General features: G+C 66.5%; 17 protein-coding genes. 10 read left to right on the top strand and 7 right to left on the bottom strand.

What is annotated here, in order from left to right:
* Nucleotides 1-90 precede the first annotated feature (90 nt).
* The 4 genes from JW958_12910 to JW958_12895 all read left to right on the top strand — a co-directional run bounded on the left by JW958_12910 (nucleotide 91) and on the right by JW958_12895 (nucleotide 3134).
* Nucleotides 91-1083 carry a pyridoxal-phosphate dependent enzyme gene (locus tag JW958_12910; GenBank protein ID MBN1827150.1) on the top strand — a complete coding sequence of 331 codons (993 nt, stop codon included), beginning with the start codon at nucleotides 91-93 and terminating at the stop codon, nucleotides 1081-1083.
* A 219-nt stretch (nucleotides 1084-1302) separates the two neighbouring features.
* Nucleotides 1303-1800 (top strand): rhodanese-like domain-containing protein, encoded by a 498-nt coding sequence (locus JW958_12905; GenBank protein ID MBN1827149.1) that lies wholly within the window; start codon nucleotides 1303-1305, stop codon nucleotides 1798-1800.
* Nucleotides 1787-2272 carry a DoxX family membrane protein gene (locus JW958_12900; GenBank protein ID MBN1827148.1) on the top strand — a complete coding sequence of 162 codons (486 nt, stop codon included), beginning with the start codon at nucleotides 1787-1789 and terminating at the stop codon, nucleotides 2270-2272. Before JW958_12905 ends, JW958_12900 begins: the two co-directional genes overlap by 14 nt.
* Nucleotides 2265-3134 carry a DsbA family protein gene (locus JW958_12895; protein ID MBN1827147.1) on the top strand — a complete coding sequence of 290 codons (870 nt, stop codon included), beginning with the start codon at nucleotides 2265-2267 and terminating at the stop codon, nucleotides 3132-3134. Before JW958_12900 ends, JW958_12895 begins: the two co-directional genes overlap by 8 nt.
* Before the next feature lie 106 nt (nucleotides 3135-3240).
* On the opposite strand, the gene JW958_12890 is transcribed toward JW958_12895, so the two are convergent.
* The 3 genes from JW958_12890 to JW958_12880 are packed head-to-tail and all read right to left on the bottom strand — an operon-like array spanning nucleotide 3241 to nucleotide 7441.
* On the bottom strand, nucleotides 3241-3687 hold the full coding sequence (locus JW958_12890; protein MBN1827146.1) for a hypothetical protein: 447 nt from the start codon (nucleotides 3685-3687) through the stop codon (nucleotides 3241-3243).
* A 26-nt stretch (nucleotides 3688-3713) separates the two neighbouring features.
* Nucleotides 3714-6368, bottom strand: a complete 2655-nt coding sequence (locus tag JW958_12885) for a cytochrome ubiquinol oxidase subunit I (protein MBN1827145.1) — start codon at nucleotides 6366-6368, stop codon at nucleotides 3714-3716.
* Nucleotides 6365-7441 (bottom strand): hypothetical protein, encoded by a 1077-nt coding sequence (locus tag JW958_12880; GenBank protein MBN1827144.1) that lies wholly within the window; start codon nucleotides 7439-7441, stop codon nucleotides 6365-6367. The genes JW958_12885 and JW958_12880 overlap by 4 nt, the downstream gene beginning before the upstream one ends.
* A gap of 434 nt (nucleotides 7442-7875) precedes the next feature.
* Here JW958_12880 and JW958_12875 point away from each other — a divergent pair, with 434 nt between their 5' ends.
* The 4 genes from JW958_12875 to JW958_12860 all read left to right on the top strand — a co-directional run bounded on the left by JW958_12875 (nucleotide 7876) and on the right by JW958_12860 (nucleotide 16569).
* A complete protein-coding gene (locus JW958_12875; protein ID MBN1827143.1) occupies nucleotides 7876-8931 on the top strand; it encodes a T9SS type A sorting domain-containing protein in 1056 nt (351 codons plus the stop codon).
* Nucleotides 8932-9161: 230 nt separating this feature from the next.
* A complete protein-coding gene (locus JW958_12870) occupies nucleotides 9162-10487 on the top strand; it encodes a tetratricopeptide repeat protein (protein ID MBN1827142.1) in 1326 nt (441 codons plus the stop codon).
* A complete protein-coding gene (locus JW958_12865) occupies nucleotides 10484-11680 on the top strand; it encodes a hypothetical protein (protein MBN1827141.1) in 1197 nt (398 codons plus the stop codon). Before JW958_12870 ends, JW958_12865 begins: the two co-directional genes overlap by 4 nt.
* A 2-nt stretch (nucleotides 11681-11682) precedes the next feature.
* Entirely contained in the window at nucleotides 11683-16569 is a 4887-nt protein-coding gene (locus tag JW958_12860) for a T9SS type A sorting domain-containing protein (GenBank protein ID MBN1827140.1), read from the top strand.
* Nucleotides 16570-16613: 44 nt separating this feature from the next.
* Here JW958_12860 and JW958_12855 read toward each other — a convergent pair whose 3' ends face one another.
* Nucleotides 16614-18059, bottom strand: coding sequence for a M20/M25/M40 family metallo-hydrolase (locus JW958_12855; GenBank protein ID MBN1827139.1), 1446 nt, complete (start codon nucleotides 18057-18059; stop codon nucleotides 16614-16616).
* Between the two features lie 149 nt (nucleotides 18060-18208).
* Here JW958_12855 and JW958_12850 point away from each other — a divergent pair, with 149 nt between their 5' ends.
* Nucleotides 18209-19264 (top strand): hypothetical protein, encoded by a 1056-nt coding sequence (locus tag JW958_12850; GenBank protein MBN1827138.1) that lies wholly within the window; start codon nucleotides 18209-18211, stop codon nucleotides 19262-19264.
* 46 nt (nucleotides 19265-19310) lie between these two features.
* Here the strand turns inward: JW958_12850 and JW958_12845 are convergent, their stop codons facing one another.
* On the bottom strand, nucleotides 19311-20864 hold the full coding sequence (locus JW958_12845) for a hypothetical protein (GenBank protein ID MBN1827137.1): 1554 nt from the start codon (nucleotides 20862-20864) through the stop codon (nucleotides 19311-19313).
* A 97-nt stretch (nucleotides 20865-20961) separates the two neighbouring features.
* On the opposite strand from JW958_12845, the gene JW958_12840 reads away from it, so the two are divergent.
* Complete coding sequence (locus JW958_12840) at nucleotides 20962-22404, top strand: sulfatase (GenBank protein ID MBN1827136.1); 1443 nt, start codon at nucleotides 20962-20964, stop codon at nucleotides 22402-22404.
* 205 nt (nucleotides 22405-22609) lie between these two features.
* On the opposite strand, the gene JW958_12835 is transcribed toward JW958_12840, so the two are convergent.
* Nucleotides 22610-23323, bottom strand: coding sequence for a cytidylate kinase-like family protein (locus JW958_12835; GenBank protein ID MBN1827135.1), 714 nt, complete (start codon nucleotides 23321-23323; stop codon nucleotides 22610-22612).
* A 260-nt stretch (nucleotides 23324-23583) separates the two neighbouring features.
* The gene (locus JW958_12830; protein MBN1827134.1) at nucleotides 23584-24840 is read right to left on the bottom strand and encodes a serpin family protein; all 1257 of its coding nucleotides are present in this window, start codon (nucleotides 24838-24840) and stop codon (nucleotides 23584-23586) included.
* Nucleotides 24841-24964: the final 124 nt, after the last annotated feature.

Here is a 24964-nt window from a genome sequence, read left to right as displayed (position 1 = left end):
ATCATTTTAAGAGTGAGGCCTCCTCCCCTCGGGGCGGGGGCCTTTGCGTTGCTCCGTCGCGGGGCGTATAATGCGTGCGGAGGTCGAATCATGATTTACGACGACATTCTGCAGGTGGTGGGCAACACCCCGGTAGTCCGCCTGAACAGGATCGGCGCCGACCTCCCGGTCCGCCTGTACGCCAAGTGCGAGTTCCTGAACCCCGGCGGTTCGTTGAAGGATCGGGTCGGGGTGCGCATGGTTCAGGGGTTGGAGGAGAAGGGGGCGATCCGCGAGGGTTCCACCCTGATCGAACCGACCAGCGGCAATACCGGGATCGGCATGGCGTTGGCCGCCGCCGTCGGCGGCTATCGCTTGATCGTCACCATGCCGGAGAAGATGAGCCGGGAGAAGGTGGCGGTGCTCGAGGCGCTCGGCGTGGAGATCGTCCGAACGCCCACCGAGGCGCTTCACGACGACCCGGACGGCCAGTTCATGGTGGCGAAGCGCTTGAACGAGGAGATCGAGGACTCGATCATCCCCGACCAGTACACCAACCGGGACAACCCGGACTCCCACTACTACGGCACGGGCAAGGAGATCTGGGAGGACTTCGGCGACGGGTTGGACATGGTGGTGATCGGCGCCGGAACGGGCGGCACCATTACCGGCGTCGCTCGATATCTCAAGGAACGCAACCCGAAGATCCGGGTCATCGGTGTCGATCCTTACGGCTCGGTGCTCGGCGGCCGCAAGGAGGTGCACTCCTACCTGGTCGAGGGGATCGGCTACGACTTCATCCCCGACGTGCTCGACAACGGCCTGGTGGACCGGTACGTCTACGTGAACGACCGGGACAGTTTTCTCATGGCGCGAAGGTTGATTCGCGAAGAAGGCCTTCTCGTCGGCGGCAGCTCCGGCTCGGCGGTTTGGGCGATGCTGGAGGCGCTCCGGGAGGAGCCGGAGATCCGCACCGCGCTCTGCATTCTCCCCGACGCGATACGTAACTATCTGACCAAGTTCGTGAGTGACGAGTGGATGCGCGGTCACGGATTCCCGGTCGACGAGCGAGAGGAAACGCACGCCTCGACGCGGAGCCGCTGAGTCCCCGTCCGGGCTTCCCGCACAATCCATTGCCGGGCCTTGTGTTATGGGTTTTAGGCGCACGGGCGCTCCCGGCGCGGACCGTGATATAATAATAGGCCGGTCCCTTGTCGGACCGGCGGTCGCCGCGGCGGGAACCGGGGCGATCGAGGCGGGTGAAACGAAGAGGCGCGAATCCCTTCCCGCCGCCGAAACGACGCGCGCATGGAGTATTGGAGAATGCCACACGCCCGAAACCTGAAAGGCTTCCTGCTTCGCACGACGATCCTCGTGGGCGTTTCCTCCCTGACCGCCGTAATGGTCAACGCTTTTCGAAGCGACTCCCTTGATTGGGTCGCCGCCGCGGAGTACGAAATCTACGAAGAATGCCCCGAGTCGACGGAACCGGCCACGCCGGTCACTCTGGACGAGCTTCGGGAGAACCCGGATTATTTTCTGGTCATCGATTGCCGGGATGAGGAGTCGTTCGTCGCCGACCATCTGGAGGGATCGATTTCCATCCCCTACGATCCGCTCTTCCCGGTGGATGAGGAGGCGGTCCTCGCCATCCGTGAAAGCGTGGGCGACCGGACCGTGGTGGTGGTGGGCGACTCGATGACCGCCAAGCTTCTCGCGGACGATCTGATCGCACAAGGGATCGAGTGGGTGCAGTACCTCGAGGACGGCCAGGGTTGGCCGGCGCTTCTGCATGGCGGCCGAGAGCATGACTCCCGTTGAGCGACGGCGGAAAATCCTGGCGGCGCTGAGCGTTCCGATCCGGATCTATCTCGGGATCGTTTTTATCTACGCCGCCATCTACAAAATCGCCGAACCTTACGATTTCGCCCTCGCGGTGGCGACCTATCAGGTCGCCCCGCTGGTGTTGGTCAACATCTTCGCCGTCATCTTGCCCTGGGTGGAGCTTGTGACGGGCGTCGCCCTCATCGCCGGTTTCTGGACCAAGGAGAACGCGACGCTGATCCTGCTCATGATGATCCTCTTCATCGTCGTCCTTTCCGTCGTCCTCGGCACGGGACGGGAGATGGGTTGCGGATGCTTCGCCTCGCAGGAGGCGGCGGAGGAGATCAGCTGGCTCACCCTGGCGCGGGACTTTTTCTGGACCGCGCTGGCGGCGTTCCTCATCCTGTTCGACGACGGCCGTTACGGAATGGACGGTCTTTTTCGGAGGAGGCGTTTGCGACATGTGTAAGAACCGTTGGATTATCGCCGCCGCCGTCCTCTGGGCGGCGCTTGCCGGAGCGACCTCCGCCGCGGACGTCCCCTGGCATCTGATCGAAGGAGGGGAGGATCTGCGTCCCTTCCAACAGGAGGTCGTCGCCGAGGTGCTCGCCGTGGCGGAGAACTACGGCGGCTGCGACGGAACGATATTGGACTGTCTCAACCGGAATCCCGACGACCGGGCGGCGCGCCGGCTCGCCGACTTCGTCGTGCGAAGGGTACGGGCGGACCGGGATCCCGAGGAGATTCTGCAGGAAGTCGAGGAGCGCCGCCTCTCCGCCGCGCCGCCGGACATCCACGAACCGGACCTCGACGGGCTCGTCCCCTCCGGTGACGCGGACGCACCGGTTCAGGTCGTGATTTACGCCGATTTCGGGTGCCCCTACTGCAAGGTGGCCACCGCCGCCTTCCGGGAATGGACCGCCGAGGAGCCCGACAAAATCGCTTTCTATTTCAAAAACTTTCCCTTGAAGACGAACGAACAGGCGGTCCCCGCGGCGCTGGCTTTGCTCGCCGCCGAACGGCAGGGGCGTTTCTGGGAGGCGTTGGATTACCTTTACGCCAAGGACGACGCGCTGGGCGAGGCGACCTACGCGGCCTGCGCCGTCGAGACGAAGATGGACGCGGCGCGATTCGCGGCGGACCGGAAAGACAAGGCGCTGGTGGAGCGTCTCAGAAACGAGAAAACCGAAGCGCTCCATTTCGGGGTGCGGACCACGCCGGGCATTTTCATCAACGGCAAGCGGTATCTCGGCGTGAAGACGCCCGAGGAGCTTTACGACCGAATCGACGAGGAGCTGGAGATGGTCGCCGCCGAAGCGGAGAAGAAGTAGTCTCTTCGCCGGAGGTTCGATACGAACGCAAGGCCCCGCGCACCGGCGCGGGGCCTTTTCGCGTGAGGGACCGGTCCGGGCGAGCCGGAAGGGCGCCGGATCGCCCCTATTCCTCTGTTCGTCCCCTGCGGAGCACGTGTATGGAAATGACCAAAATCAGCACCGAACCGGTGAGGAGCGCGATCTCCCAGAGGGCAAGACGGAACTTGAGCAGATCGTCGCCGTGAAGATAGGTTGATCCTTCAACGGACACCGCCAGGATCCGCCGGATCGCCGCCACGAGACCGACGATGAGGAAGGGTTCCGCGGAGAGCTTGTGCGTCCTGAGAGAGACGCAGACCGTGTAGAGAAGCTCCACGGCCATGAAAGCGAGAAGAAGATATTCGAGAAGGTGGACCAGCCCGAGCACCACATTCCCCGATCGGATCTCCGACACGAAGTGCACGGCCGCTGTGCCGAGGATGGCTACGCAGGCGACGATCAGAAGCAACGCGATAACGCCGTAAAGAATCGTTTCGATTTGTTCGATCCGGTGGACGAGATCTTTCTGCAATGCGGGCCCTCCTCTCCGGGCGGTGTCTATCGGCCTCCTTCGCTTCCGCGCAGCACGCCGGGGTGGTGCGCGTTGCAGGGCATCTTACGGGTGTGGCAAAGCGCGCAGTTGTCGCCGCGGCCGATGACGTTTCTGTTCCCCTGATACTGGAGCGGCCCGAGGTTGTCCCTGTCCTCGCCGTACATGTTCCGGGTCGGGTAGATCGCGTGGGGCGCGCCGTGGCAGGTGGCGCAGAGAATCCCCCGGGCGTCGCCTCGGTTGCGGAAGAGCATCTCCCCGGCGGGGACCCACTTGTTGTAGGAGGCGAGTTTCGTCCGGTCCGGCGTCCGCGCGTACTCCGGGTGACAGTTGAGGCAGTCCGGCTCGTTCAACCAGGGAGTACGCGAGTGGATCTCGTCGATGGAGGCGACCGAAAGGGGACGGAGATTGCGGATGTAACGCTCCGCCTGGGGCCGCCCCAGCTCTCTCTCGCGGAGAAGCAGCGCGAGGGCGTGCTCCTCGATGTCGCCGTGGCAGGTGGTGCAGGAGACGCGCCTCTGCGGGTGCACGCCGCGGAGGCACTTGGTGACTCCGTCCGGGTGGTTCGGGTGGCAGGCGTTGCAGGCCCGGACGCCGTAGCCGCGCAGATAGTTCGCGTGAAAACCATGAAGCGACGCGGAAAGGCTCATCATTCCCGGCGCGCCCTTCGCGCCGAGCACGGGATCCGGGTGGCAGCTCTGGCAGAGCCTCGGCGCTCCCTCCCGCGCGCCGACGAGCAGGTCCGTGCCGTGGGACCGGTCATGCACGGCAAGAATGTTCTCGGCGGTGATGTCGCCGATCCCCGACACGCCGCCGACGCGCCACTCGCCCCCGTGGCAGTTCAGGCACCCCATCTCGGTGGTGGTGGGCACCACCGTCCGGGTGGACGCCAGCAGCCCGCCCGTTTTCCGGTCTCGCGCTTCGACGGTGAAGACCGGGTAGGGATTGTAGGGGCGCTCGTCCCGATAGGGAACGACGGGGATCGCCTCGGCCACATAGGCCTTCTGCGCGGCTTGATACTCCAGGGCACCGGTCACGCGGTTCCCCTTCAAACCCACTCCCGGCTCCAGCGCGACGCCGAAGTTGGAGGACGCGAACTCCCAGAAGGGGACGTGGCTCTCGGGGCGCATGTATCCCGCTTCGGGCGCGTAGGTCAGTTCCACGCCCCCGGAGACGATGACGGGTTTCGGCCCGCGCCGGATCAGCTGGGCGTAGAGCGTGTTCGCCGGCGGTAGGATCACGAAGTAACGGTCGTTGTCGGAGATACAGTGCATCCCCAGATCGTTCCAAGCGAGGAGAACGTATTCGGCGCGGGACGGATCGAAGGGGAGCGGGTCCATCTCCTCCCGCGCGACGGCGACCGGCGGCCGTTCCACCGGCGCGACGCCATGGAGTCCCTCGGCGACGTAGGCGGCCAGCGCCTCTCTCTCCGCGGTCGTGCCGGCGAAGGGGGGCATGTAGGTGCGCGCTTTCCCCTGGCCGTTCAAGCGGACCGAGAGGGCGAAGGCGTCCAGGCCGGCGGTCTTCGCGGATACGTCGTTGTATCCGCCGACGGTGTGACAGATCAGACATTGGTGAACGAACAGCTCGCGGCCCGCATCGAGACGGTTCTCGTCCGTTACCTCTTTGTGGGCGACCCATTTCGCGTTCGCCAGGAACCCTTCGTTGTTCAAGCGCTCTGCGTCGGAGACGAGCACGGACGTGGAGTACATGTGGTCGTAGATGACGAAGGGTTTGCGGGCGATCTCGCGAATGTACTCCATGCCCCCCATCCACCCGAGGCCGATCAACACGAGGAGAAGCACGGAGGCGCGGCGGGCCGGCCGTGACATGGACGAGAGCATCGAGAGGCCGCCGAGGAAGATGAGGGCCGCCCCCAACAGGAAGGCGGCGACGAAGAACTCCGCCTCCGGGTTGAGGTGAAGCAGGTTCGCCGCCGCTTCCCCGGGGAGCGTGCGGAGAAACCAATATCCGGAGAGGAGCATCCCGACGAAGGGGATGAGGGTGAAACGGGCGCAGTAACGGTAGAGCGAATTTTCGAGACGCGTGCCGCGGGAGAAGGCCGCCGTGATCAATCCGAAGAGTCCCGCCACGGTGAGGGCGAACGCGGTTCGGTAAATCAAGCTCGGCCAGAATGAAGGATTGAAGAAACCGTCGAAGAAGGATCCGGTCTCGAGCCAGCGGCCGGGGGTGAGCATGAAGGCGAGGATGCCGTTGATGATGAAGAGGGAGAGCCAGGCGGCGCCGAAGTAGACCCAACCGATCGCCATGTGCGCTCGGCCGGAGAGGCGTGTGAAGAGATAGTGATAGAGGAGAAGCGCCGTGATCTCGACGACGAAGAATACCCACTCGATCGCCCATCCGAAGACGAACGCGTGGATCAGCGCGGAGGTCGCGGCGGGGTGAACCAGGGCGATGATGAACCAGATGCCGACGCCGCTGATTCCGCCGAAGACCATGGTGAGGAGCAGAAAGAACCAGGTGTGGCGGCGGACGTATTCGAAGAGGGCGTCGTCGTTTCGGCGGCGGGCGAGCCGCTCCGTCCAGACCAGAAAGAAACCACCCCCGACGGCGAGGTGGGCGATGTAGACGTGAAGGATGGCGATGACGGCGATCAGAACGCCGCCGCCCACGGTCGGAATATGCCAGAAGGGATAATTCATGACCGGCTCCCTCCCGCCTTCGCCGTCGCTTTCCAGGCGATGCGGACCATCAGGCCGATCCCGCCGAGCCCCAGGAGGAAGACGGCCAGGAAGAGAAGGAGCGGGGCGTACTGCGGGATCACCTCGAGGTCGTGCGGGTGGAAGAGACCCTCCAGGTAAGCGCCCCGGACCTGATCCCTCAGGATCGCCATGAGGATCACGGTGAGTAGTGTGGCGCCGACGGCGGGGGCGAGGGAGCCGCGGAAACCGAAGAAGAGCGCGGCGAGGGCGGCGGCGACGGCGAGGAGAAACACCGTCGTGGCTGCGGCGCTCCCCCCCATGAGCGCGAGCATCACGGGGCGCGGAAGAGCGATCAGGAACCAGACACCGACCAGCACTTGAATCATGGTGGCGATCGAGAAGAGGCGGAGCCCCGCCCGTTTCTCCGTTTCGTAAGTCGCGGGGGCGCTTCTCTCGCGTCGACCCTTAACGGCGTACCAGACCGCCGAACCGAGCCCGGCCACGGCGAGGGAGGCGAGAACGAAGTGGAGAAAGCGCGGGTAGAGCGAGAAATCCCCCAGGTTGAGGCTCGTGCCGCCCGGCGCGTGGAACCAGGCGGTCCATCGTTCCGGAGTCTGGGAGAGGGTGAGGTTGTTCACGAGAAGGAAGGCGACGGCGAGGAGAAGGAGCGAGGAAAGCACGCTCGAAAAGACCGCCCAGCGGTGTGACCCTTTCCCTTTATACACGTAGAGGTATGCCGCGTAGTAGGCGACAAGGAGGACCGGAACCACGGCGATCCACCACGCCGCCATCACGATCGAGCTCGTGTAGAGGAAATGGCCGAAGAGCACCTGTGCGAAAAGCAGCGGAGGCACTCCCAAGTTGACGGTGAGGGCGATCAGGATCGGAATGGAGCGGAACTCGGGCCTTCTTTCCCGGCGCCGGAGAGTGTTCCATGAGGCGACCAGGCTGCCGCCGAGGGTCAGATTCATGAAGAGCAGGTGCAGGATGAACGTGATGAGGAGGAGAATTTTAAACCAGGGCCAGGGAACGGGGATCGCGTCCGGATCGGGAAGTAAGGAGGATGGGTTCATCGACGACCTCCGGGCGGCTTCTTACGGGAAGGACGTTTCTCCGCTCGCGCTCCTCGCGGGGGGGGCTGAGTTACCTCCGAGACGCCACTCATATTGCAAACGCCGGGAGTCACTGTCCAACTTTTTCCTTCCTCGTCGCCGGCCCCGCGATCGTCCGGCCCGGCCGTTGCGCCCGTCCACCGCTCGGCCCGCGCGCGCAAGGAGCGTTCTCCTAAAGGGCCCGGCCGGCCAGAGCCCGCATTTTTTCACATTTTTTTCTATTTCGCGAACAAATGGCCCGCCATAAACTCTTGATTTTAATCAAGTAAGGGGCGCGCCCTTTTGGGGTGTCTCGAGAGGAAGAATGAGCTATCTCTTTTGAATAGGCTGTGTTATAATTCAACCTGTTAGCTTCCCCGTAGTGAACTCAAATTAATGAAAGCAGGAGAAGGAGGATGGCCGTGCGACTCCGTACTTTCATCATCGCCGCATTGATGCTCGCGATGACCCTACCCGCGTTCGCCGAGCAGCGGACGGTCTTGTTGGAGAAATTCACCAACACAGCCTGCCCCAGCTGCGGCACGGTCAAGGACACGATCACACAAATCGTCTCCGAGTATGGCGGCCAAGTGAATATCATCAAGTATCACGTGAATTGGCCCGCCGCGAACGACGAGTATTATCTGTACAATCCGGTGGAGATCACGACCCGGCGTCTTTGGTACGGCGTGAACTACGTCCCAACGATCCGTTGGGACGGCAAGTACATCGCCGATCCCTCCGATTTCGGGACGCCGGAGGAGTTCTATTCCTTCATGCGGAGTACCTTGGACAGCCTCGTCACCCTGTCGAGCCCGGTCCGCTTGAACGTGAATCACTGGCGGGATAACGATTCCCTCTACGTGGGCATCGACGTGGTGGTGACGGATACCCTCGCCAATCCGAACATGAATCTGTTTTGGGCGGTGAAGACAAGCTGGATGCGGATCGCGGGCATAGGGAAGTATCATGACATCTTCCGCGACTTCGTCCCCAACACGACCGGCGAGCCGCTGACCCTCGCCTTCGGCGATTCGCTCCACTTCGACTGGTCCCTCCCGGTCGATAGCGCGCTGAACCTGAACCGCTACTCGAACGTGGTTTTCCTCCAGAGGACCGGGACGAAGTCCGTCGTGCAGTCTTGGGGCGCCCTCGTTCCCGATCCGACGGATGTGGCGGTCGGTGAAGCTCCCATCAAGATTCTGCTCGATCAGAACGCCCCCAATCCGTTCAACCCGCTCACCACGATCCGCTACACGTTGAACGAGGCTGGACCGGTGCGCCTCTCGGTTTACAGCCCCGCCGGCCGCCTGGTGACCGACCTCGTGCACGAGGTGATGGGCGAAGGACCGCACGCGGTGACCTGGAACGGCAAGGACCGCTTCGGCCATGAAGTGGGGAGCGGTGTTTATTATTACCGTCTGGACGCGGACAAAACCGCGCTCACGCGGAAGATGGTTCTGATCCGTTAGCGAGATCGGCTTCGATCGAATCACGACGGGGCCCCGGGGGAAATCGCCTCCGGGGCCCTTTTTGCGCCCCCTTGTCCTGTTATTAAGAATCCTGCGCGGCGATTATTGACGGATCCCGCCCCCCCTTCCCGTGGAAACCGGCCGTTCGGAAGTGTTATGGTAGGGACGGTCGGACGTGGGGATGGGGCGCTCCTATCCCCGGAAACCCCGACGAAGAGGCGAGACGGGAAATGTGCTTCCCCCTGGAATCCATCGGGCGCCCGCGCTGTGCCCGCCGGCGCGACCTCCCGGGCTTCCGGCGCCGGACCGCCGCCGCCCTTCTCTTTCTTCTCCTCCCCCTCGCGATTCTCTCCTGCGCCTTCGGTCCCCGCGGGCGGATCGATCGAGCCCTCGACGAGGGCCGCTGGGAGGACGCGATTCCCGTTCTGGAAGCGGAGGTGTATCGGTCTCCCGGCGACGGGGTTCTCCGCCGGGACCTCGGCCGCGCCTTTTTAGAGACGGGCCGCTATGAAGAGGCGGTGGAGCATCTCCGCGCGGCCCGCGACTTCCTCCCCGAGGACCGCGCCGTCCCCCTCCTCCTCGGTCTCGCCCAAGAGGGGCGCCGCGAATGGAACCGGGCGATCGCCGCCTACCGCTCCTATCCGGGATCGGCGGGCGGGTCGGTGGTGGCTCGATCCGTGCGGGGCCGAATCGCCCGCCTCGTGCGGGAGATCTACGGCGAACGAGCGCGGAAGGCGCTGGACGAACCCGAAGAGCCTTCCGGCGACGTGATCGCCGTTCGTTATTTCGATGTGCTCGCCGAGACCGAGATCTACGGCAACCTGGGGAAAGGGCTCGCCGAGCAGCTGATCGCCGACCTTTCTCGCCTCGAGGGCCTTCACGTGTTGCCCCGTCTTTTTTATGAATCTTTCCGGCGTGAAGCGAACGCCGCCGGCGGCCGGAGCGCCGGCACGGACCGGTCCCCCGAGATGACGCTCGGCGCAGGGTGGTCCCTCGGCGGGACCATCCTCCCGCGAGAGGAGAGGGACGAGGTGCGAATCGAGTTCTTCCTGGTGGACAACCTCACCGGCGACGTGCACGCCCCCACTTCCCTCAGCGGCCGTCTCTCCGAGTTCTTCGACATGGAGCGGCGGATCGTAAGCGCGGTGATGGAGATGCTCGACCTGCCGCCGCCGCGGGAGACGGACCCGGAGTGGATGAATGTGCCGACCACCAATTTCAAGGCCTTCCTCGCCTACTGCAACGCCCTCGAAGCGGAGGACCGGGAGAATCATGACCGGGCGCGTTCTCTCTTCGGCCAGGCGCTCCGCCTCGATCCCGGTTTCGCCCTCGCCGAGGAGCGCCTGGAAAGGGTCGCGGGGGACCGGGAGACGATCGCCGCGATCGCGGCGGCCGAGCTCGAGAGGCCGCGGGAGGAGGCGCGGACCCGCCGGCTCGACCGTACGGCGGCGATGCTCGGGCCCGCCCCGCCCGTCGGTTTCGGCGAGGAGAACGATCTCTCCGTGATGCGTCCCTCCTCGGGGGCGGAACTCACGGTGCGGGTGGACCGGCCATGAGACGAATCGCGGTCTTCGGCGCCGCGTTGGCGGCCCTCCTTTTCGGAGCCTCGACCGGTGGATCGGAGGAGATCCGCCTCGACGACCCGCCCCCCTTCGAGACGCGTCTCTCTTTCGCTCTCCGCGACTGGACGGTGAAGAAGGAAGGTTCGCCCGACCAGAAGGCGCTTCTCTGGACCACGCCGCTGGAGGTGCGGCGGCGGATCGGGCGTGTCGGCTCGGTCTCCCTCCTCTTGCGGGACGCGATCGCCTCCACGGAGGGGGAGGGGAAATCGGACTACGCCGGGCTCGTCGACGCCCGTCTCTCCGGCGCCCTCCTCCTGGACCGCGGCCGCTGGCGCGTCGACTTGAGCCTCGGACTTCCGACCGGTCGCGCGCCGATCGAACCGGACGAGGAATTGCTCGCCGGGCTCATGGCGAACCGGCTCTTCGGTTTTCCCGTTAAACGTCTCGGCGAAGGATTCGACGTCGGCCTCGGGGGGGCGCGGGTTTTCACGGTTCCCGGCGGTCCTCTTGTTTCCGTCGGCGCCGGGTACCTCCGGAATGGGGAGTACGACTACATCGAGACCGACGACGGAACGGTGCGCTATAAACCGGGCGACGAGTTTTACCTCGCCGGTGGCGCGGCCCGCGGGATCGAAGCGGGCGGGATCCGATACGACCTGTCCGGCGATATTCGTTACCGGCGTTTCGCGCGGGACGAGAAGAACGGCTCCGCCTTTTTCGACGAGGGGGACCAAGTCGACCTGCTCGGCGAGGCGCTCCTCCACTTCCCGAGCGGCCGCACCCTCGACCTCTCCGCCTTCCTTCTCTTCAAGGGAGAGGGTTCCGAAGAGGGCGCCTTCGCCGCCGGCGATCCGGATTCCCTTTCCTTGGAGCGGTACCTGGTTCGCGGCCTGACGGGTGACGCGCTGGAGCTGCGCGCCGAGTACGCCCACCCCGTTTCGGGCCGCCTGGTTCTGCTCGCTTCCGTGGCCTTCGTCGATTACGGGGAGTACTCGGGCGTGACGACGGAGGGAGAGCGGCTGCTCGGGTCGGGCCGGGTCTGGCGGACCGGCGGCGGCGCGCGCCTCGGTCTCGGCGCCCGGAGCGCACTCGAGATACGCCTCTCCGGTCTTTTCGGCGAGGCGGAGGAAGGCGCCGTCGACCTCTCCGGTCTCGACGCGTTTTCCTCCCTCGTCTGGGAATTTTAGCCGTGAGTGGAATCGGCGGACGCGCCCGCGTCTTCGTCATCCTTCTCCCCCTTCTCCTCGCGCCCCTTCTCCGTCCCGCCCGGGCGGCCACCTTTCCCTATCGGGAAAACTTCGAAGTCGCCGATTCCCTCCGGTGGGAGATGCGGGGCGGTTGGCACCGGACCGCGGCACCGGAGACGGTGCAGGTAGCCCCGGCGGTTCGGGAGAGCCTGGTGACCCTTTCCGAAGACGGGTGGTGGCCCGCCGCGGCGGAGGGGAACGCCTGCCTCGTCGCGGCGGACGAATCGACGGGAACCTACGTGGCGCCCTGGGATCCGGCGGCGCAGAGCGCCGGCAACGGAGGAACATCCCTCGCCGCGCGAAGGGACACGGCCTGGACGCCGGTGATCTTCGCCCCGCCGGGCCGAGAAGTCCGGATCCGGTTCCGGACCTGGTGGGAGGTGGAGAGCGTCGGCATCGGCTCTACGGACTGGATGTACGTGGAGTTCTCCGACGACAGCGGGGCCGCCTACACGCCCTTGGCCACCGTGATCGGCACCTCGTATCCTCCATCGCCCGAGGACGATGTGCCGATAACCTCGGGTGGGTACGGCGAGCCCGGTGTTTGGGAGGAGAAGGTTTATTCCTGTAGCACCGGCGCCGAAGGTGAGATCCGGTTCCGTTTTATTTTCGACACGGCCGATCCGAACCGAAACGGTTTCCGCGGCTGGTTCGTCGACGACTTCGTTGTTTCCTGCGAGGGACTTTATCCGCCTTATGGGCTGACCGCCACGGACACCCTCTGCGGTCGCGTTCGTCTCGCCTGGGCCGATTCCTCCACCGCCGCCGGCATTCTCTATGCGGTGGCGCGACGCCCCGCCGGATCGGGCGGTTTCGTGGTGGTCGCGGACTCCCTTCCCGCCGACTCACTCGCCTGGAGCGACACCTCGGCGGTGGAGGGAGCGGCGTACGAATACGTGGTGCGCGGCGTTAACGATTGCGGCCCCTCGGGGGACTCGGCGCCCGACTCGGGGCTCGCGCCGGGGACGCCCTCCCCGCCGGGATCCTTCGCGGCGACGGACACCGCCTGCGCCGGCGTGCGCCTCACCTGGGCGGCGGCGGCGGGCGCCGTCGGTTACCGCGTGTTCCGGAACGACACGTTGGTCGCCTCGCCGGGCGCGGCCGAGACGTCGTGGCTCGACGAATCCGTCGCCCGCGGCGTGGTTCATGTGTACCGGGTCGACGCGGCGGGCCTGTGCGATACCGCCTCGTCCGCGGAGGCGGCCGGATCGCGCCGCGATCTGCCTCCGGCGCCCACCGCCGTTTCGGCGACGGATTCGTTTTGCGCCGCGGTGGAGGTGAGCTGGGACACCACCGCCGGCGACGTGGAACGCTATGTGGTCTTTCGCGACGACGACTCGGTCGGCGTGGTCGCCCGGGGCGCGATGCCCTCCTTCGCGGACGCCGGCGCCGACTCCATGATCCGCCACGCCTACTCGGTGCGCGCTTGGAACGCCTGCGGATTCTCCGAGGCGGCGGGGCCGGACACGGGGATGCGGATCGGCCGTCCTCCGTCGCCCGCGAGCTGCGACGCCACCGACGACCGATGCGACGAGACGGTCGTTACATGGACCGCGTCGCCCGATACGGGTTTCGTGGAGCGTTGGGTCCTCTACCGGGACGGCGACTCGATCGGCGTGGCGACCGGATCGCCTCTTTCATGGTCCGACACGAACGGCGAGCCGGACAGCCTATACGAGTACTCGGTCCGCGCCTGGAACCGATGCGGCTACTCGGCGCAGTCCGCGGCGGACGACGGGTTGCGCGGCGCCGATCCGCCCCTCCCCGCGCTCTTCGACGCGTCGGACGCGCTCTGCGCTTACGTGGAGCTGACCTGGAGCGCCGTGGAATGGGAGATCCTCCGCTACATCCTTTACCGTGACGGCGATTCGCTCGGCGCGGTCGCGGGGGACGCCCCGACGGTCTTCCGCGATTCGTCGGTCGCGCCGATGGCGGCGGCGACCTACTCGCTTCGCACACGAAGCTCCTGCGGATTCTCTCCGGGCTCGGTGTCGGACGGCGGCATGCGCCAGGGCGCTCCTCCGATGGCGAACAGCTGCGATGCCAGCGACAGTCTTTGCGGCCGGGTCCGCGTTACGTGGACCGCCCCCACCTCACCGGGGCATGTGGAGCGTTGGGTGGTATACCGGGACGGCGACTCGATCGGCGTTCGCACCACGGAGCCGTACACGCTGACCCACGTCGCGGCGCCGTCGAACGAGCGCGCGCTCTACGGCGTGCGCGGCTGGAGCCTCTGCGGTTGGTCCGAGGCGTGCGAGGATAGCGGCGTTTCCCTTTCGGCGCCCGCCGCGCCGGCCGACTTCACCGCTTCGCGCGATCTGTGCCGGGCGGTGGAATTGCATTGGAACCCGCCGGCGACGGGGGGCCCCGTGTGGACCTACTCGCTGACCCGTACCGGCGCGGGCGGCTGGACGGTGGTCTTGTCCGGCGATTCGTACGAATACGTCGACGGCGACGCGCCGGCCGAGGCGGTGTACACCCTTCGCGCCCACAACTGCGAGGAATCCCCGATCGTAAGCGACACGGGAAGGACCATCGAAGCGGCCCCCTCGCCCCCCTCGTCCGCCGCCGCTTCGATCGCCTCCTGCGACTCGGTCCACCTTTCCTGGAGCCCCGTGGTGGACGCCGGGCTCGGCTACGTCCTTTTCCGGAACGGCGCCGGCCCGGTCGATTCGGTCGGCCCGGGGATAATCGCCGCGGGACAAGGCTCGCTCGATTCAGGAACGGATTACATCTATACGATCTTTTCCGTCAACGCCTGCGGGCGGTCCGCGGAAGCGTGCACGGCGGCGGTTCGCATTCCGGGCGAGATCGCCCCGGCGCCCGCCGGCGCCTGCACCGCCACCCGCGGCGCCTGCGCCGGCATCACGGTCCGTTGGAATTGGACTTCCCCGGACATCGAATGGTACCGGGTCGTTCGGTCGAAGGACGGCCACGTTTTCGCCGACGTTCCCGCGGGGACGGACAGCCTCCTGGACGCGACCATCGCCGCCGGCGATTCGTCCACCTACACGGTTCGCGCCGGAAACCGATGCTTCGTCGCCGCCGCGGCGTGCTCCGCCCGCGGCTCCCGGGCCGCGCCTCCGCCGGCGCCCTCGCAGTGCTCCGCATCGAGCAACCGCTGCGGCACGGTCCGGGTCTATTGGTATTGGGATCCGGCCTACATCGGATCCGAGCTGAGCGAGTTCCGAATCTACCGGAAGCAGACCCCGTCGTCGCAGCCGTTCGTGAAGATCGGCGCCGTTCCACCCGGGCTCGGCGGCCTGGACTACGACGACACGACGCCGACGGCCGGTCTCGATTACCTCTACCGGGTCGCGGCCGCGAACCGCTGCGGCGAAACCTACGGCAACTGCCAGGCGATCGGCCGGGCGATCAGCCCGCCCGGATCGACGACGCCGACGGCGCCCCCGGACGGCGCCACCGACTTGGAGACGACGGTGCTTTTCGCCTGGAGCGCCGACGCGGGCGCCGTGGCGGTTCGGCTCGAGGTGGCGCTGGATCCCCTCTTCGACACGCTGCTCGTCGACTCCCTGGTCACGGGCGACGAAGCGGAGGTCTCCGGCTTCGAGTTCTATCGCTCCTATCGCTGGCGCGTTTCCGGCTGGAACAATTGCGGTCCCGGACCCGCGTCGGCGGTCCGAGTCTTCAGTCTCGGCGTCGCGCCCGGCCTGGAGCTGATCGCCGGCGCGACCCGCCTCCCCTTCGGCAACGGCTCCGACACGCTCTTCGTCGATTCCCTGCTCGTCCTGGAAAATCGATACGACCGATCTCTCGGTTGGTCCGTGAGCGATCCGGGGGATTGGATGGTTTTCGATCCGCCGTCGGGAGTGGTCGCGGCCGCCGAGAAGGAGACCGTGCGGGTCCGCCCCGGCGAGTACCGGTGCGGCATTTCGTACCGGGAGAGCCTCTTCATCGATACCGACCCGGTTCCTCCCGGCCGCCGGCCGATCGGTTTCGATGTCTCCCTCGCCCCGCCGCCGCGGCCCGCGGGAGATGTCGATTGGGACTGCCGCGCCGAGATGGAGGACGCGACCCGTCTGCTGGAGGCGTTGCTCGGCGTGTTCACGCCGACGGCGGAGGAGAGCCTCGGCGCCGACGCCAACGGGGACGGGCGGATCAATGTGTCGGACGTGGTGCTCCTCGGGCGGGATCTGGCCGCCGGCGCGCCGGCGCCGCCCGCCGGCGCGGGCAAGGTGGAGTTCGCCTGCGTCGCCTCGGCGGAACCCGTGATCCGTCTCACATCCTCTTTCCCGCTCCGGGCGGTCCGCGCGCGATTCCGCGTGGAGGAGGGCGATCCGGCCGCCGCCCTGCCGGCGGATCCCTCCCGGACGATCGTCGCCGTGGACGGGGAAACCGGCTCGGTGGGCGTGTTCCTTTTCGATGCGAGGGGGGATGGCGCGTGCGTCTACGATCTCATTCGTGTCCTGCCCGACGGCGAGGGGAAGACGCCCTCGCTGCGGCCGGAGGCGGTGGAGATGATCGGCGCGGGCGGGGAGAGGGTGTCCCTTCGGCTCGACGTGGCGGCGATCCGGCCGGAGCTTCCGCCGGCGCGACTCCGCCTGAACGATGCGCGGCCGAATCCCTTCAACGCCTACGCGACGATCGAGTACGGACTGCCCGCGACGGGCGCGGTCCGGCTCGCCGTCTATGACCTTCGCGGCGCCCGGGTGCGCACGCTCGTGGAGGGCTCGCGCGAGGCGGGCGCCCACGCCGTGGTTTGGAACGGCCGGGACGACGCCGGCCGGCCGGTCGCTTCGGGCGTGTACTTTTTACGGATCGAGTGGAGCGGCGAGAGCCGCGTTCGAAGGCTCATGCTGATTCGGTGAGCGACCGCTCTTCCGCTCTTGCCTTCCGTGGTGAAAGCGGTCTTCTAAGAACCGCCGTCCCTCTCCTCCGCGGCGATCTCCGCGAGGCTTTCCGGAAAATCCGCGAGAAGATAGGCGGTCACCGCGAGAATCGCCGTGTTCCGCCTGAGCGCCTCCGGATCGATCCGGTCGATCCGGTCCGCGTCGCTATGGTGCACGTCGAAGTAACGGCTCGTGTCGTGCCGCATGCCGAGGCCGGGCACCCCCGCCTCCACGATGGGGCCGATGTCGACGCCGGACCAGCCGGTTCGCATGTCTCCGGCGCCGAGGCGCTCCAAGAAGGGCGCGATCCGGGCGAGCAGTTCCACGCCGCGGGCGCGGGCGCGCTCCAACGCCTCCCCCTCCAGCCCGGGGACGCGCAGGTCGAGGCCGAAGCCGGCCGCCAATCCGTTCCCCGCGTCCGATTCGATCGCCGCGACGTGGAGGGGCAGCTCTTCCCGGTGACCGTCCCGGTAGGCTTTTCCGCCGCGCGTGCCGTTCTCTTCGTTCGTAAAAAGAACGACGCGGATCGTTCGGCGCGGCGGCGCGCCGAGACGGTGGATCAGGCGGGCCGCCTCCATGGCGATCACGCAGCCGACGCCGTCGTCCTGCGCGCCCTGGCCCACGTCCCAGCTGTCGATGTGCCCGCCGATCAGTACGATTTCCTCCGGCTTTTCACGGCCGGCCACCTCGCCGATCACGTTGGCCGACGGGGCATCGCCCAGAAGGCGGGCGCCCATGGCGATGCGCGCACGAACCGGCTCGCCGCGCGCCGCCGCGCCGCGGATCCGCTCGGCGTCCTCGACGGTGACCGCGGCCGCGGGGATGCGCGGTGAGTCGTCGTCGTAGAACAGCGTGCCGGTGTGGGGAGTGTCGTGGCGCGCGGGGCTGATCGAGCGGACCAGAGCGGCGACGGCGCCGAGACGAGCCGCCCGGGAAGCGCCGTGGAGCCGGTAATCCACCGTCCCGCCGTACCCCTCGTAGGGGACGGCGTAGAGAACGATCTTCCCTTCCACCTCTTCGCGGCCGAGGCGCTCCAACTCGTCGAAGCTTTCCACGGCGACCACGTCCGCCTCGATCCCCTCGGGCGGCGTTCCCACGCTCATGCCGAGGCCGAGAATCTTCAGCTCCCTCCGGACCGGCGTGAGCAGCTCCGCCCGTTCCTCTCCTCGGACCCAACACGGCACCATCACCGGTTCGCTCCGCACGTTCGCCAGCCCGTCCCGGCGCATGGTCTCCTCCGCCCAAGTGATCGCTTCCTCCAGCGCGTGTGATCCGCAAAGGCGGTGGCCGATCCGCGTGCTCAGATGGGAAAGCTTGGCGTAGGCGAGATCGGAGCGGAGGGCTTCGTCGATCAAATGATCGGCGATGCGCGCGTGGTTCTCTTCGTGCATGGCCTTGCCCTTTTCCCGGGAGCAGAAGGTCCCGAGCAGAAGGAGGGTGATCGTAAAAAGCGCGGCGCGTCGCGGCATGGTGGAGCCACCTCCGGGGATGGGCGCGGGCGTCCTCTCCCTGTCTCCGGGATTGTAGCAGCGTCCGGCCGCGACGACCAAGGCGTGGTTGGGAAAGGGGGACGTTCCGGGTATGATGAATGCGGCCGCGGGCGCGGCGGGAGGAAGGCATGATGGAGCCGGAACGGTCGAAGGGGATGACGCTCCGCCGGAAGGTTCTCTTCTCGGCGTCGACGGTTCTCGTCGTTTTCGCCCTTCTCGAGGGGGCGGCCCGCCTCTTTACCCCCCCGCCCGATCCCGGCCTCTACGAAACTCACCGGGAGATGATCCGCATCCTCGGCCTTTCGGAGATGAACCGGTTGATGCGTTTCGATCCCGACCGTTTCTGGGCGCTCCGGGAGAACCTGCGCCGCGAAAGGATCATCGGGCGGATACGCGGCGCGGAGATCGATTTCCGGGTGAGCACCGACAACCGGGGGATGCGCTCCGCCCCCGCCGGGCGGAGCGGCGGGAGGTTCACGATTCTCGCGGTGGGCAACTCCTGCACTTTCGGCGTGGGCGTCGGCGACGAAGAGACCTGGCCCGCCCGTCTCGAAGCGATCCTTCGAGAGAGAAGGGGGATGGACGCGCGGGTGAGGAACGCCGGCGTTCCCGGCTACACCTCCTTCCAGGGACTCCGCCTGCTGCAGGGAGGGGGCCTCGACCCGGCGCCGGACCTGGCGATCGCCTGCTTCGGCTTCAACGACGTGGACGCCTGGGGCCCGCGGGGGGACCGGGAGACGGCGCGGGCGCTGGCCGCCCGGCGCGCGGCCCGCCTTCTCGACCGGAGCCGGCTGGTCGTCGCCCTTCGAGGGCTGCTCCGTCGGGGGAGGGTCTCGGGGGTGGGCGAGAACGACGGCGAAAGGCGCCCCCGCCTCACGCCGGAGGAGTTTCGCGAAACACTTTTAGAGATAAACCGTGTTTGCGCGGACCACGACGTACCTCTTCTGCTTTTAGTATGGCCTTTCCGCGATCAGGTGGAGGGGGAGGCGCCGGAACGCGTCGCCTATCAACCCATCGTGGACCACGTCGGCGCGGAGGCGGGGATTCCGGTGATCGATCTGGTCGGTCCCTTCCGTGCGGCGGCGGGTCCTCTCTATCTGGACCACATCCACGCCGACCCCGCCGGATGCGAGGTGGCGGCTCGGGCGATCGACGAGGCGATGAACCGGGCGCGGACGCGCTAGCCCGGATCGCGCGCGGGGATTCCGCTCGAGGGTGCGCATCGCGGGACTAGGAACCGCCCCCCCGCCCGTCGCCGTTCTCCTCCGCCTCGTCCGGCCGAACCGGTCCCACGGGCTTTCTGTGGAGGATCGCTCCGCCGCCCACCTCTTCGATCTCGATCCTGACGCGATCCACTTCGATCCGCATCTCCCGCTCCGGAAAGCGGAGCGCCGCCCAGGCGCGCACCGAACGCGACGAGAGGATGTACGCCTGCTGGATGTGGGGCGTCCTTGCGCGGAGGAGGCTCACCTTCCAGGGACAACCGGAGAAGAAGAAGCGGGTCCTGCCCGGTTCCGCCTCGATCGCGCGCGCCGCGTTGTCCAGGAAGACGCCCGCCTCGCGCGCGCCGACCTTCCACTCCCGGTAGCCTCCGAAGAGGGGTGCGAAGGTGCCGTTCCAGAACAGAAGGACGACGAAGAGAGCGGAGAGGACGCGGCCGGCCGTGGAGCGGACACGGCCGAGGGCGATCGCCGCGAAGAGGAGGCAGGTCGGGAGGAGGCCGAGGTAGGCATATCGGTGGCTGAAGCGGCGCACCGGCAGATGGACGGCGACCACGAGACCGATCCAGAGAAGCAGGAAAAGGATCGCGCGGCGCCGCGTCCCCGCGACGGGCTCGTCGGCGCGTCGTCCCGTCGTCGCCGTCCAGAGGATCGCGAGGAGGAGGGCGAAGGCGGCGCGCAGGCCGAAGTCCGCGCCGCCGTTCGCCGCCGCCGTCTCTCCGGGACCGAAGGGCGCGGCGAGAGCGGAGAGAAACGCGCCCGCCGTGCTTAGGGCATGAAACGTTCCCGCCCCCTCCTCGCCGTATCCGCCGATTCCGCCGAGCACGGAGCGTCGCAGGGCGAGGAAGAGGAGGAGCGCCGCCGCGTAGGGAATCGACTCCCGGAGCGCGCGCCCGGGGCCGCGGCCGCGGAGCATCGCGAAACCGAAGAGGAGCGCCGGCAGAAAGTAGGTCCCCTCCTTCGTGCCGTAAGCGAGGAGCGCGAGTAGGAGGGCGCCGGCGGCGCGCGCGCGCCCCGCGCCCCGCGCCTCACCGCCGCGGAGGAGAAGGACGAGCAGAACAAGCGTCCCGCCGAGGAGGTCGGGAAGGCGGGAGACCACCGGGACCGTTTCCGGGGTCAAGGGGTGGAGGGCGAGAAGGAGGGCCGCGAGAAAGCCGATGGCGCGCCCCCGTTCCTCGAGGAGCAAGGGGCCGATTCGGGCGATCAGCGTCACGTTCACCGCGTGGATCAGAAGAAGGAGGAGCAACCAGGGGCGCGGCGCGAGCCCCCAGAGCGCGCGCCCCGCCCCCCAGACCGCGCCCGCGACCGGACGGTAGAAATCGACGGGGAAGAAGTCGGGCATCAGGCGGGAGCGGAGTACGTCGAGCAGCTCGCCGGGCGAATGGTATCCGCTGGTGAGCAAGATCGGATAAGTGTCGGAGCCGACCAAACCGTCCGGCAGCGACGGCGCCAGGTTGATCAGGGCGACCGCCGCGGGTAGGAGCATGAGCGCCGCCGCCGCGACGCGGCGGACGCCGGCCGGGCCGAGCCCCCGGGTTCTTTGCGATGGGTCTCTTGCGCTCATGCTAGCGGCACAGTACACTCAGAATAGAATGCGAGTCAAGCCATGCGATAGCAACGGGAAAGGCGGCCTATCCCCGAGAGGATCGGCGAGAGCCGGGATGCGCGGATCGGCGCGGCGGGCGGTGGCGTATCTCTTCGCCCTGGCCGCCCTCTCCCTCGCGGGGTGCGGCGGCGGCGACGCGCGGTCGCGGCCTAATATTCTGCTCGTCACCATCGATACCGTGCGCCCCGATCATCTCGGCGCTTATGGAAGCCCCTCCGGCCGGACGCCGAACATCGACCGCCTCTCCGCCGGCGGGACGCTCTACACCGAAGCCTTCTCCGCCGCCCCTTGGACGCTGCCGTCGATGGCGACCATCATGACCTCACGGTACCCGTCGCAGCACGGCGCATACTGGGTGGACAGGCGAATCGATGGGAACGCCCCCTCCATCGCCGAAGAGCTGCGCCGCGCCGGCTACGCCACCGCCGGTTTCCACGGCCACCTGCTCGTCTCTTCCCTCTACGGGTTCGACAAGGGCTTCGAGCGTTTCGTCGAGCTGGATGTGGATCTGGAGGACGAAGACAAGGCGTTCGCCCTCGCCCGGCAGGCCCGCCAGAATCAACCCCAGGCGGAGGACATCAACCGGGAGGCGCTCGTCTGGCTGCGGGAGGAGGCGAAGGAGCCCTTTTTCCTGTGGGTGCACTACTTCGATCCTCACCTCCCCTACCAGCCGCCGGACCGTTTTCGCCGCGCTTTCGATGAAGGGCCGAGCGACATGTTGGCGATCCGCGGGCGGCCGCCCCAGGAGTATTTCCAACCGGAGATCCCGATGCCCGAGCCGCTGAGGCGGCAACTGATCCACCTCTACGAAGGAGAGATATTCGCCGCCGACCTCGCCCTCGGCGATCTGCTCGCCGCCTACCGGGAACGTTTCGATGATGAACCCCTGGTGGTTCTCCTGAGCGACCATGGCGAGGAGTTCAAGGAGCACGGCCGGCTGAGCCACACCAAGACTCTATACGACGAGCTGATTCGAATCCCGCTCTTGGTGAGCGGTCCCGGCTTCGCGCGCGGGGCGCTGGTTTCATCCGCGGTTCGTACCGTCGACGTGTTGCCGACGGTGCTCCGGGCGGCCGGCGTCGGGACTCCCGCCGGAATCGAGGGGGAGCCCCTCCCGCTCCAAGCGGAGACAAACGGAGAAACGCGCGTCGTCTTGGCCGAAACGCGGAACCGTTCCTGGGAAGAGGATGAGGGGCAGAAGGTGACCGGTTCGTTTCCCCTCTTTCTCCGGTCGATCCAGCGTGGGGAGTGGAAGACGATCCTTTCCATATTAGATGGCGCCGAGGAGCTGTACAGTCTCGAAGCGGATCCACGGGAAAACGCCGATCGGGGCGCGGACCTTCCGGACACGATTGCCCGATTTCTCGGTGATTACGAACGCTTTGCCGCGGAAGGGGGCCCCTTCGGCGTCATGGCGGGGGAGCCGGCCGATACGGCCGACGTCGAGCTCTCTCCGGAGCAGATCGAAAACCTCCGCGCCCTCGGCTACGTGCGTTAATTCCTCTAGTCAGACAACACATAACCAAATTCGAATACGTCTGAAGGGCCTCTACAGGGTCGTTTTTACGGTTCTCGGGACCGTTTTTCTCGGTGTTCCTTTGGCCATCCTCCACTACCCATCCCGGTAGCGGTGATGGGCGGAGTGCGGCCCGGAACACAAATGCGATTTGAGTAATGTGATTTTTGTGGGGCGATTGGGACGATCAGAGGGGGCGGATGCCGCTGTCGGAGAGGGGAAGGGCCGTCTCCTTCAGGTCGAAACGGGAGCGGAGCGCGTTCAGGATGAGGAGCTGCACCGTGTTGGTGTCGATCGATCGCATGTTGATGACCAGATCGTAGGCGAGGGGATCGCTGATCTCCCTATCGATGTTCTCCCGGCAGAAACGTCGGCGGCGTTCGTCCTCTTGGCGGACGGCGTCGGTCGCCTTGTCCAAGTCGGTCTCGAGGACCCGGGCGTAGCGGGCGATGCGCCAATCCGTCGGAGCGGCGAGACGAATCGCGAGACGCCGGCGTTCGGGGATCAGGAAGTTGGTGCCTCGACCGGCGAGGACCGCGTTCCCCTCGCGGGAGACGTCGAGTAGGGCGCGCACCAGCGCGCGCATGTACGTCTTGTCCCCTTTATAGCCGGATTCAAAGATCGAGCGGGCCATGTCGCCCAGATGCTCCGGGGCGTCCTCGCCGAGGTCGTCGAACCCGCCTCCCTCTCCCCGCCTCTGCGCCACGATGCGATCGAGCAGGGATCGGTCGTAGAAGTTCCAACCGAGCCGGGCGGCGAGTTTCTTCGCCACCGTTCCTCCGCCGCAGCTGAAGTCGCGCGAGATCGTGATCAGTGGTCCGCCCGGACAGCCCTGAACCGGCTCCGAGCCGGAACACTCCCGCTCCTTCTGCTCGGGAGGCGTCTCGTCATTTCGTCCCATGGGATCCTCCCGTCACAAATCCAAGTGTACCACGCACGGGGTGGGCGACAAGGGAAAGGGGGCTTCCGCCCACGGACGGGAGATCGGCATCGGGGGGCGTGGAGGACAGCAAAAAAGAACAGCCGGAGGGGGTGCAAATAGATTCCTCGATGCGCATGTGTTGGGCGGGCCGTTCAACGTGCTGTGCGGTATTTAGTTGAGTGATTCAAGGGCCGGCCGGTCCGGGCGATCGAGCGCCCGGAGCCGGCCCCGGAGGAGGTTCAGGCGGTCGGGTCATCCACCCGACCGAGGAAAAGGATGCTTCCGGTTACGCGGTCCAGAATCAGGAAAAGGAAGGGATGATCCGCCCGGAAAACCGGGTAGTCCGGGATGGAGGAGGCGTCGACGGTGACGGCGGTCGCGGCGGCCGCCTCGGTCCCCTCTTCGTTCACTTGCACGAAAGCCTTGTGGATGACGTCGCCGATGAAGAGTTCCCTCGTACCGTCGATTCCGGAAAAATCGGCGGCGCCCGGGATGAAGGCGTCCTCGATCCCCAGCTCGGCGAGTTCCGGCACGAGGGCGAAGGTCGTCGTAAAGGTGAAACTCGGCAGGAACACGTCGACCGTTCGAGTGTCGAGCGATGCGATCCAGCTCTCCAGGTTCTCGTGGGTGAGTTGCGCTTCGATCTCGCCGAGGCCGTCTCTCTCGTCGGGCAAAAAGACGAGCATGGAGAGATCTTCCCCCACATAGAGCATTTCCAACGCCGCGAAACCATCTCCTTGCAGATAACCGAAACCTTCCCGTTGCGACATGAACGGGGCGAACGTCTCGCCGCCGCCGGAAAGGTGGAAGGGTCGGCTTACCGTCTCCGTCTCGTCGAATTGGTAGAGCCAGTCTCCCTTGAAGTAGATCGCGTTGGTCAACACCAGCCGGATCAGATCGTGGATCGTTCCGGGCTGTAGAAGATCCTCGATCTTCCCCTCCGTCTTCTCCTCCACCCAGTCATTGATGGTGACGCGAGCGCTCTCGGGATCGGCCACGAAGTCGAGGGTGTCCATCGGCGCATGGTAGTCGTTCGCGCAGGTCGCGAGGAACTCGTCGAGGAAGTGGTACCCGGCCTGCCCCCAAAGACGATTCGCCGTCGAGAGGCGGTAGCCGCCGGTAGTGGAACCGCGATCGATGCTCTCCACGAGCGCGCCGTAGGAGGCGTGCAGATTGTCTTGCACCACGTCGAAGTGGAGCGCCGACTCCATCTCGTCCGCCGTTTCATTGCGCGCGCCGGCGCAGGTCATGGCGAGTGCGGTGGAGATGCTGAAGGGGGAGAAAAATAGATTCCCTTCCCGGTTTTTCAGGGCGCCGTACAGATCGAGGGCGAAACGGTTGTTCGCCTCCACCACCGTCTCCACGTCCGCGGCCAACTCGGCCGGGATTTTACGGAGCTCGAAGGGATCGGTACGGTCTACGGGATTGTCCTTTCCTCCGCAGGCGATGACGGATAAGAAGAGGAGGGCGATAAGGAGGGCGTGCAATTTCCGCATGGCGGGACTCCTTCCGGGTGGTGGCGTGTGCATCCACATAAACATTATACTCCTGTTCTCCCGAAGCGGCCCATGATCGGCACGGAAAGAAGAGTCTTCAAATAGGCGCAGGGCCGTCGCGGGC

It is taken from the genome of Candidatus Eisenbacteria bacterium (assembly GCA_016930695.1).
Lineage (GTDB): Bacteria > Orphanbacterota > Orphanbacteria > Orphanbacterales > Orphanbacteraceae > JAFGGD01.
Note: the sequence above shows the minus strand (reverse complement) of the source record. Positions and strands in the feature narration are given on the sequence as shown.

Coding starts and splice junctions, on each gene's coding strand:
- JW958_12910 (MBN1827150.1), top strand. CDS start 91: ATGATTTACGACGACATTCTGCAGGTGGTGGGCAACACCCCGGTAGTC.
- JW958_12905 (MBN1827149.1), top strand. CDS start 1,303: ATGCCACACGCCCGAAACCTGAAAGGCTTCCTGCTTCGCACGACGATC.
- JW958_12900 (MBN1827148.1), top strand. CDS start 1,787: ATGACTCCCGTTGAGCGACGGCGGAAAATCCTGGCGGCGCTGAGCGTT.
- JW958_12895 (MBN1827147.1), top strand. CDS start 2,265: ATGTGTAAGAACCGTTGGATTATCGCCGCCGCCGTCCTCTGGGCGGCG.
- JW958_12885 (MBN1827145.1), bottom strand. CDS start 6,368: ATGAATTATCCCTTCTGGCATATTCCGACCGTGGGCGGCGGCGTTCTG.
- JW958_12880 (MBN1827144.1), bottom strand. CDS start 7,441: ATGAACCCATCCTCCTTACTTCCCGATCCGGACGCGATCCCCGTTCCC.
- JW958_12875 (MBN1827143.1), top strand. CDS start 7,876: ATGGCCGTGCGACTCCGTACTTTCATCATCGCCGCATTGATGCTCGCG.
- JW958_12870 (MBN1827142.1), top strand. CDS start 9,162: ATGTGCTTCCCCCTGGAATCCATCGGGCGCCCGCGCTGTGCCCGCCGG.
- JW958_12865 (MBN1827141.1), top strand. CDS start 10,484: ATGAGACGAATCGCGGTCTTCGGCGCCGCGTTGGCGGCCCTCCTTTTC.
- JW958_12855 (MBN1827139.1), bottom strand. CDS start 18,059: ATGCCGCGACGCGCCGCGCTTTTTACGATCACCCTCCTTCTGCTCGGG.
- JW958_12850 (MBN1827138.1), top strand. CDS start 18,209: ATGATGGAGCCGGAACGGTCGAAGGGGATGACGCTCCGCCGGAAGGTT.
- JW958_12845 (MBN1827137.1), bottom strand. CDS start 20,864: ATGAGCGCAAGAGACCCATCGCAAAGAACCCGGGGGCTCGGCCCGGCC.
- JW958_12840 (MBN1827136.1), top strand. CDS start 20,962: ATGCGCGGATCGGCGCGGCGGGCGGTGGCGTATCTCTTCGCCCTGGCC.
- JW958_12835 (MBN1827135.1), bottom strand. CDS start 23,323: ATGGGACGAAATGACGAGACGCCTCCCGAGCAGAAGGAGCGGGAGTGT.
- JW958_12830 (MBN1827134.1), bottom strand. CDS start 24,840: ATGCGGAAATTGCACGCCCTCCTTATCGCCCTCCTCTTCTTATCCGTC.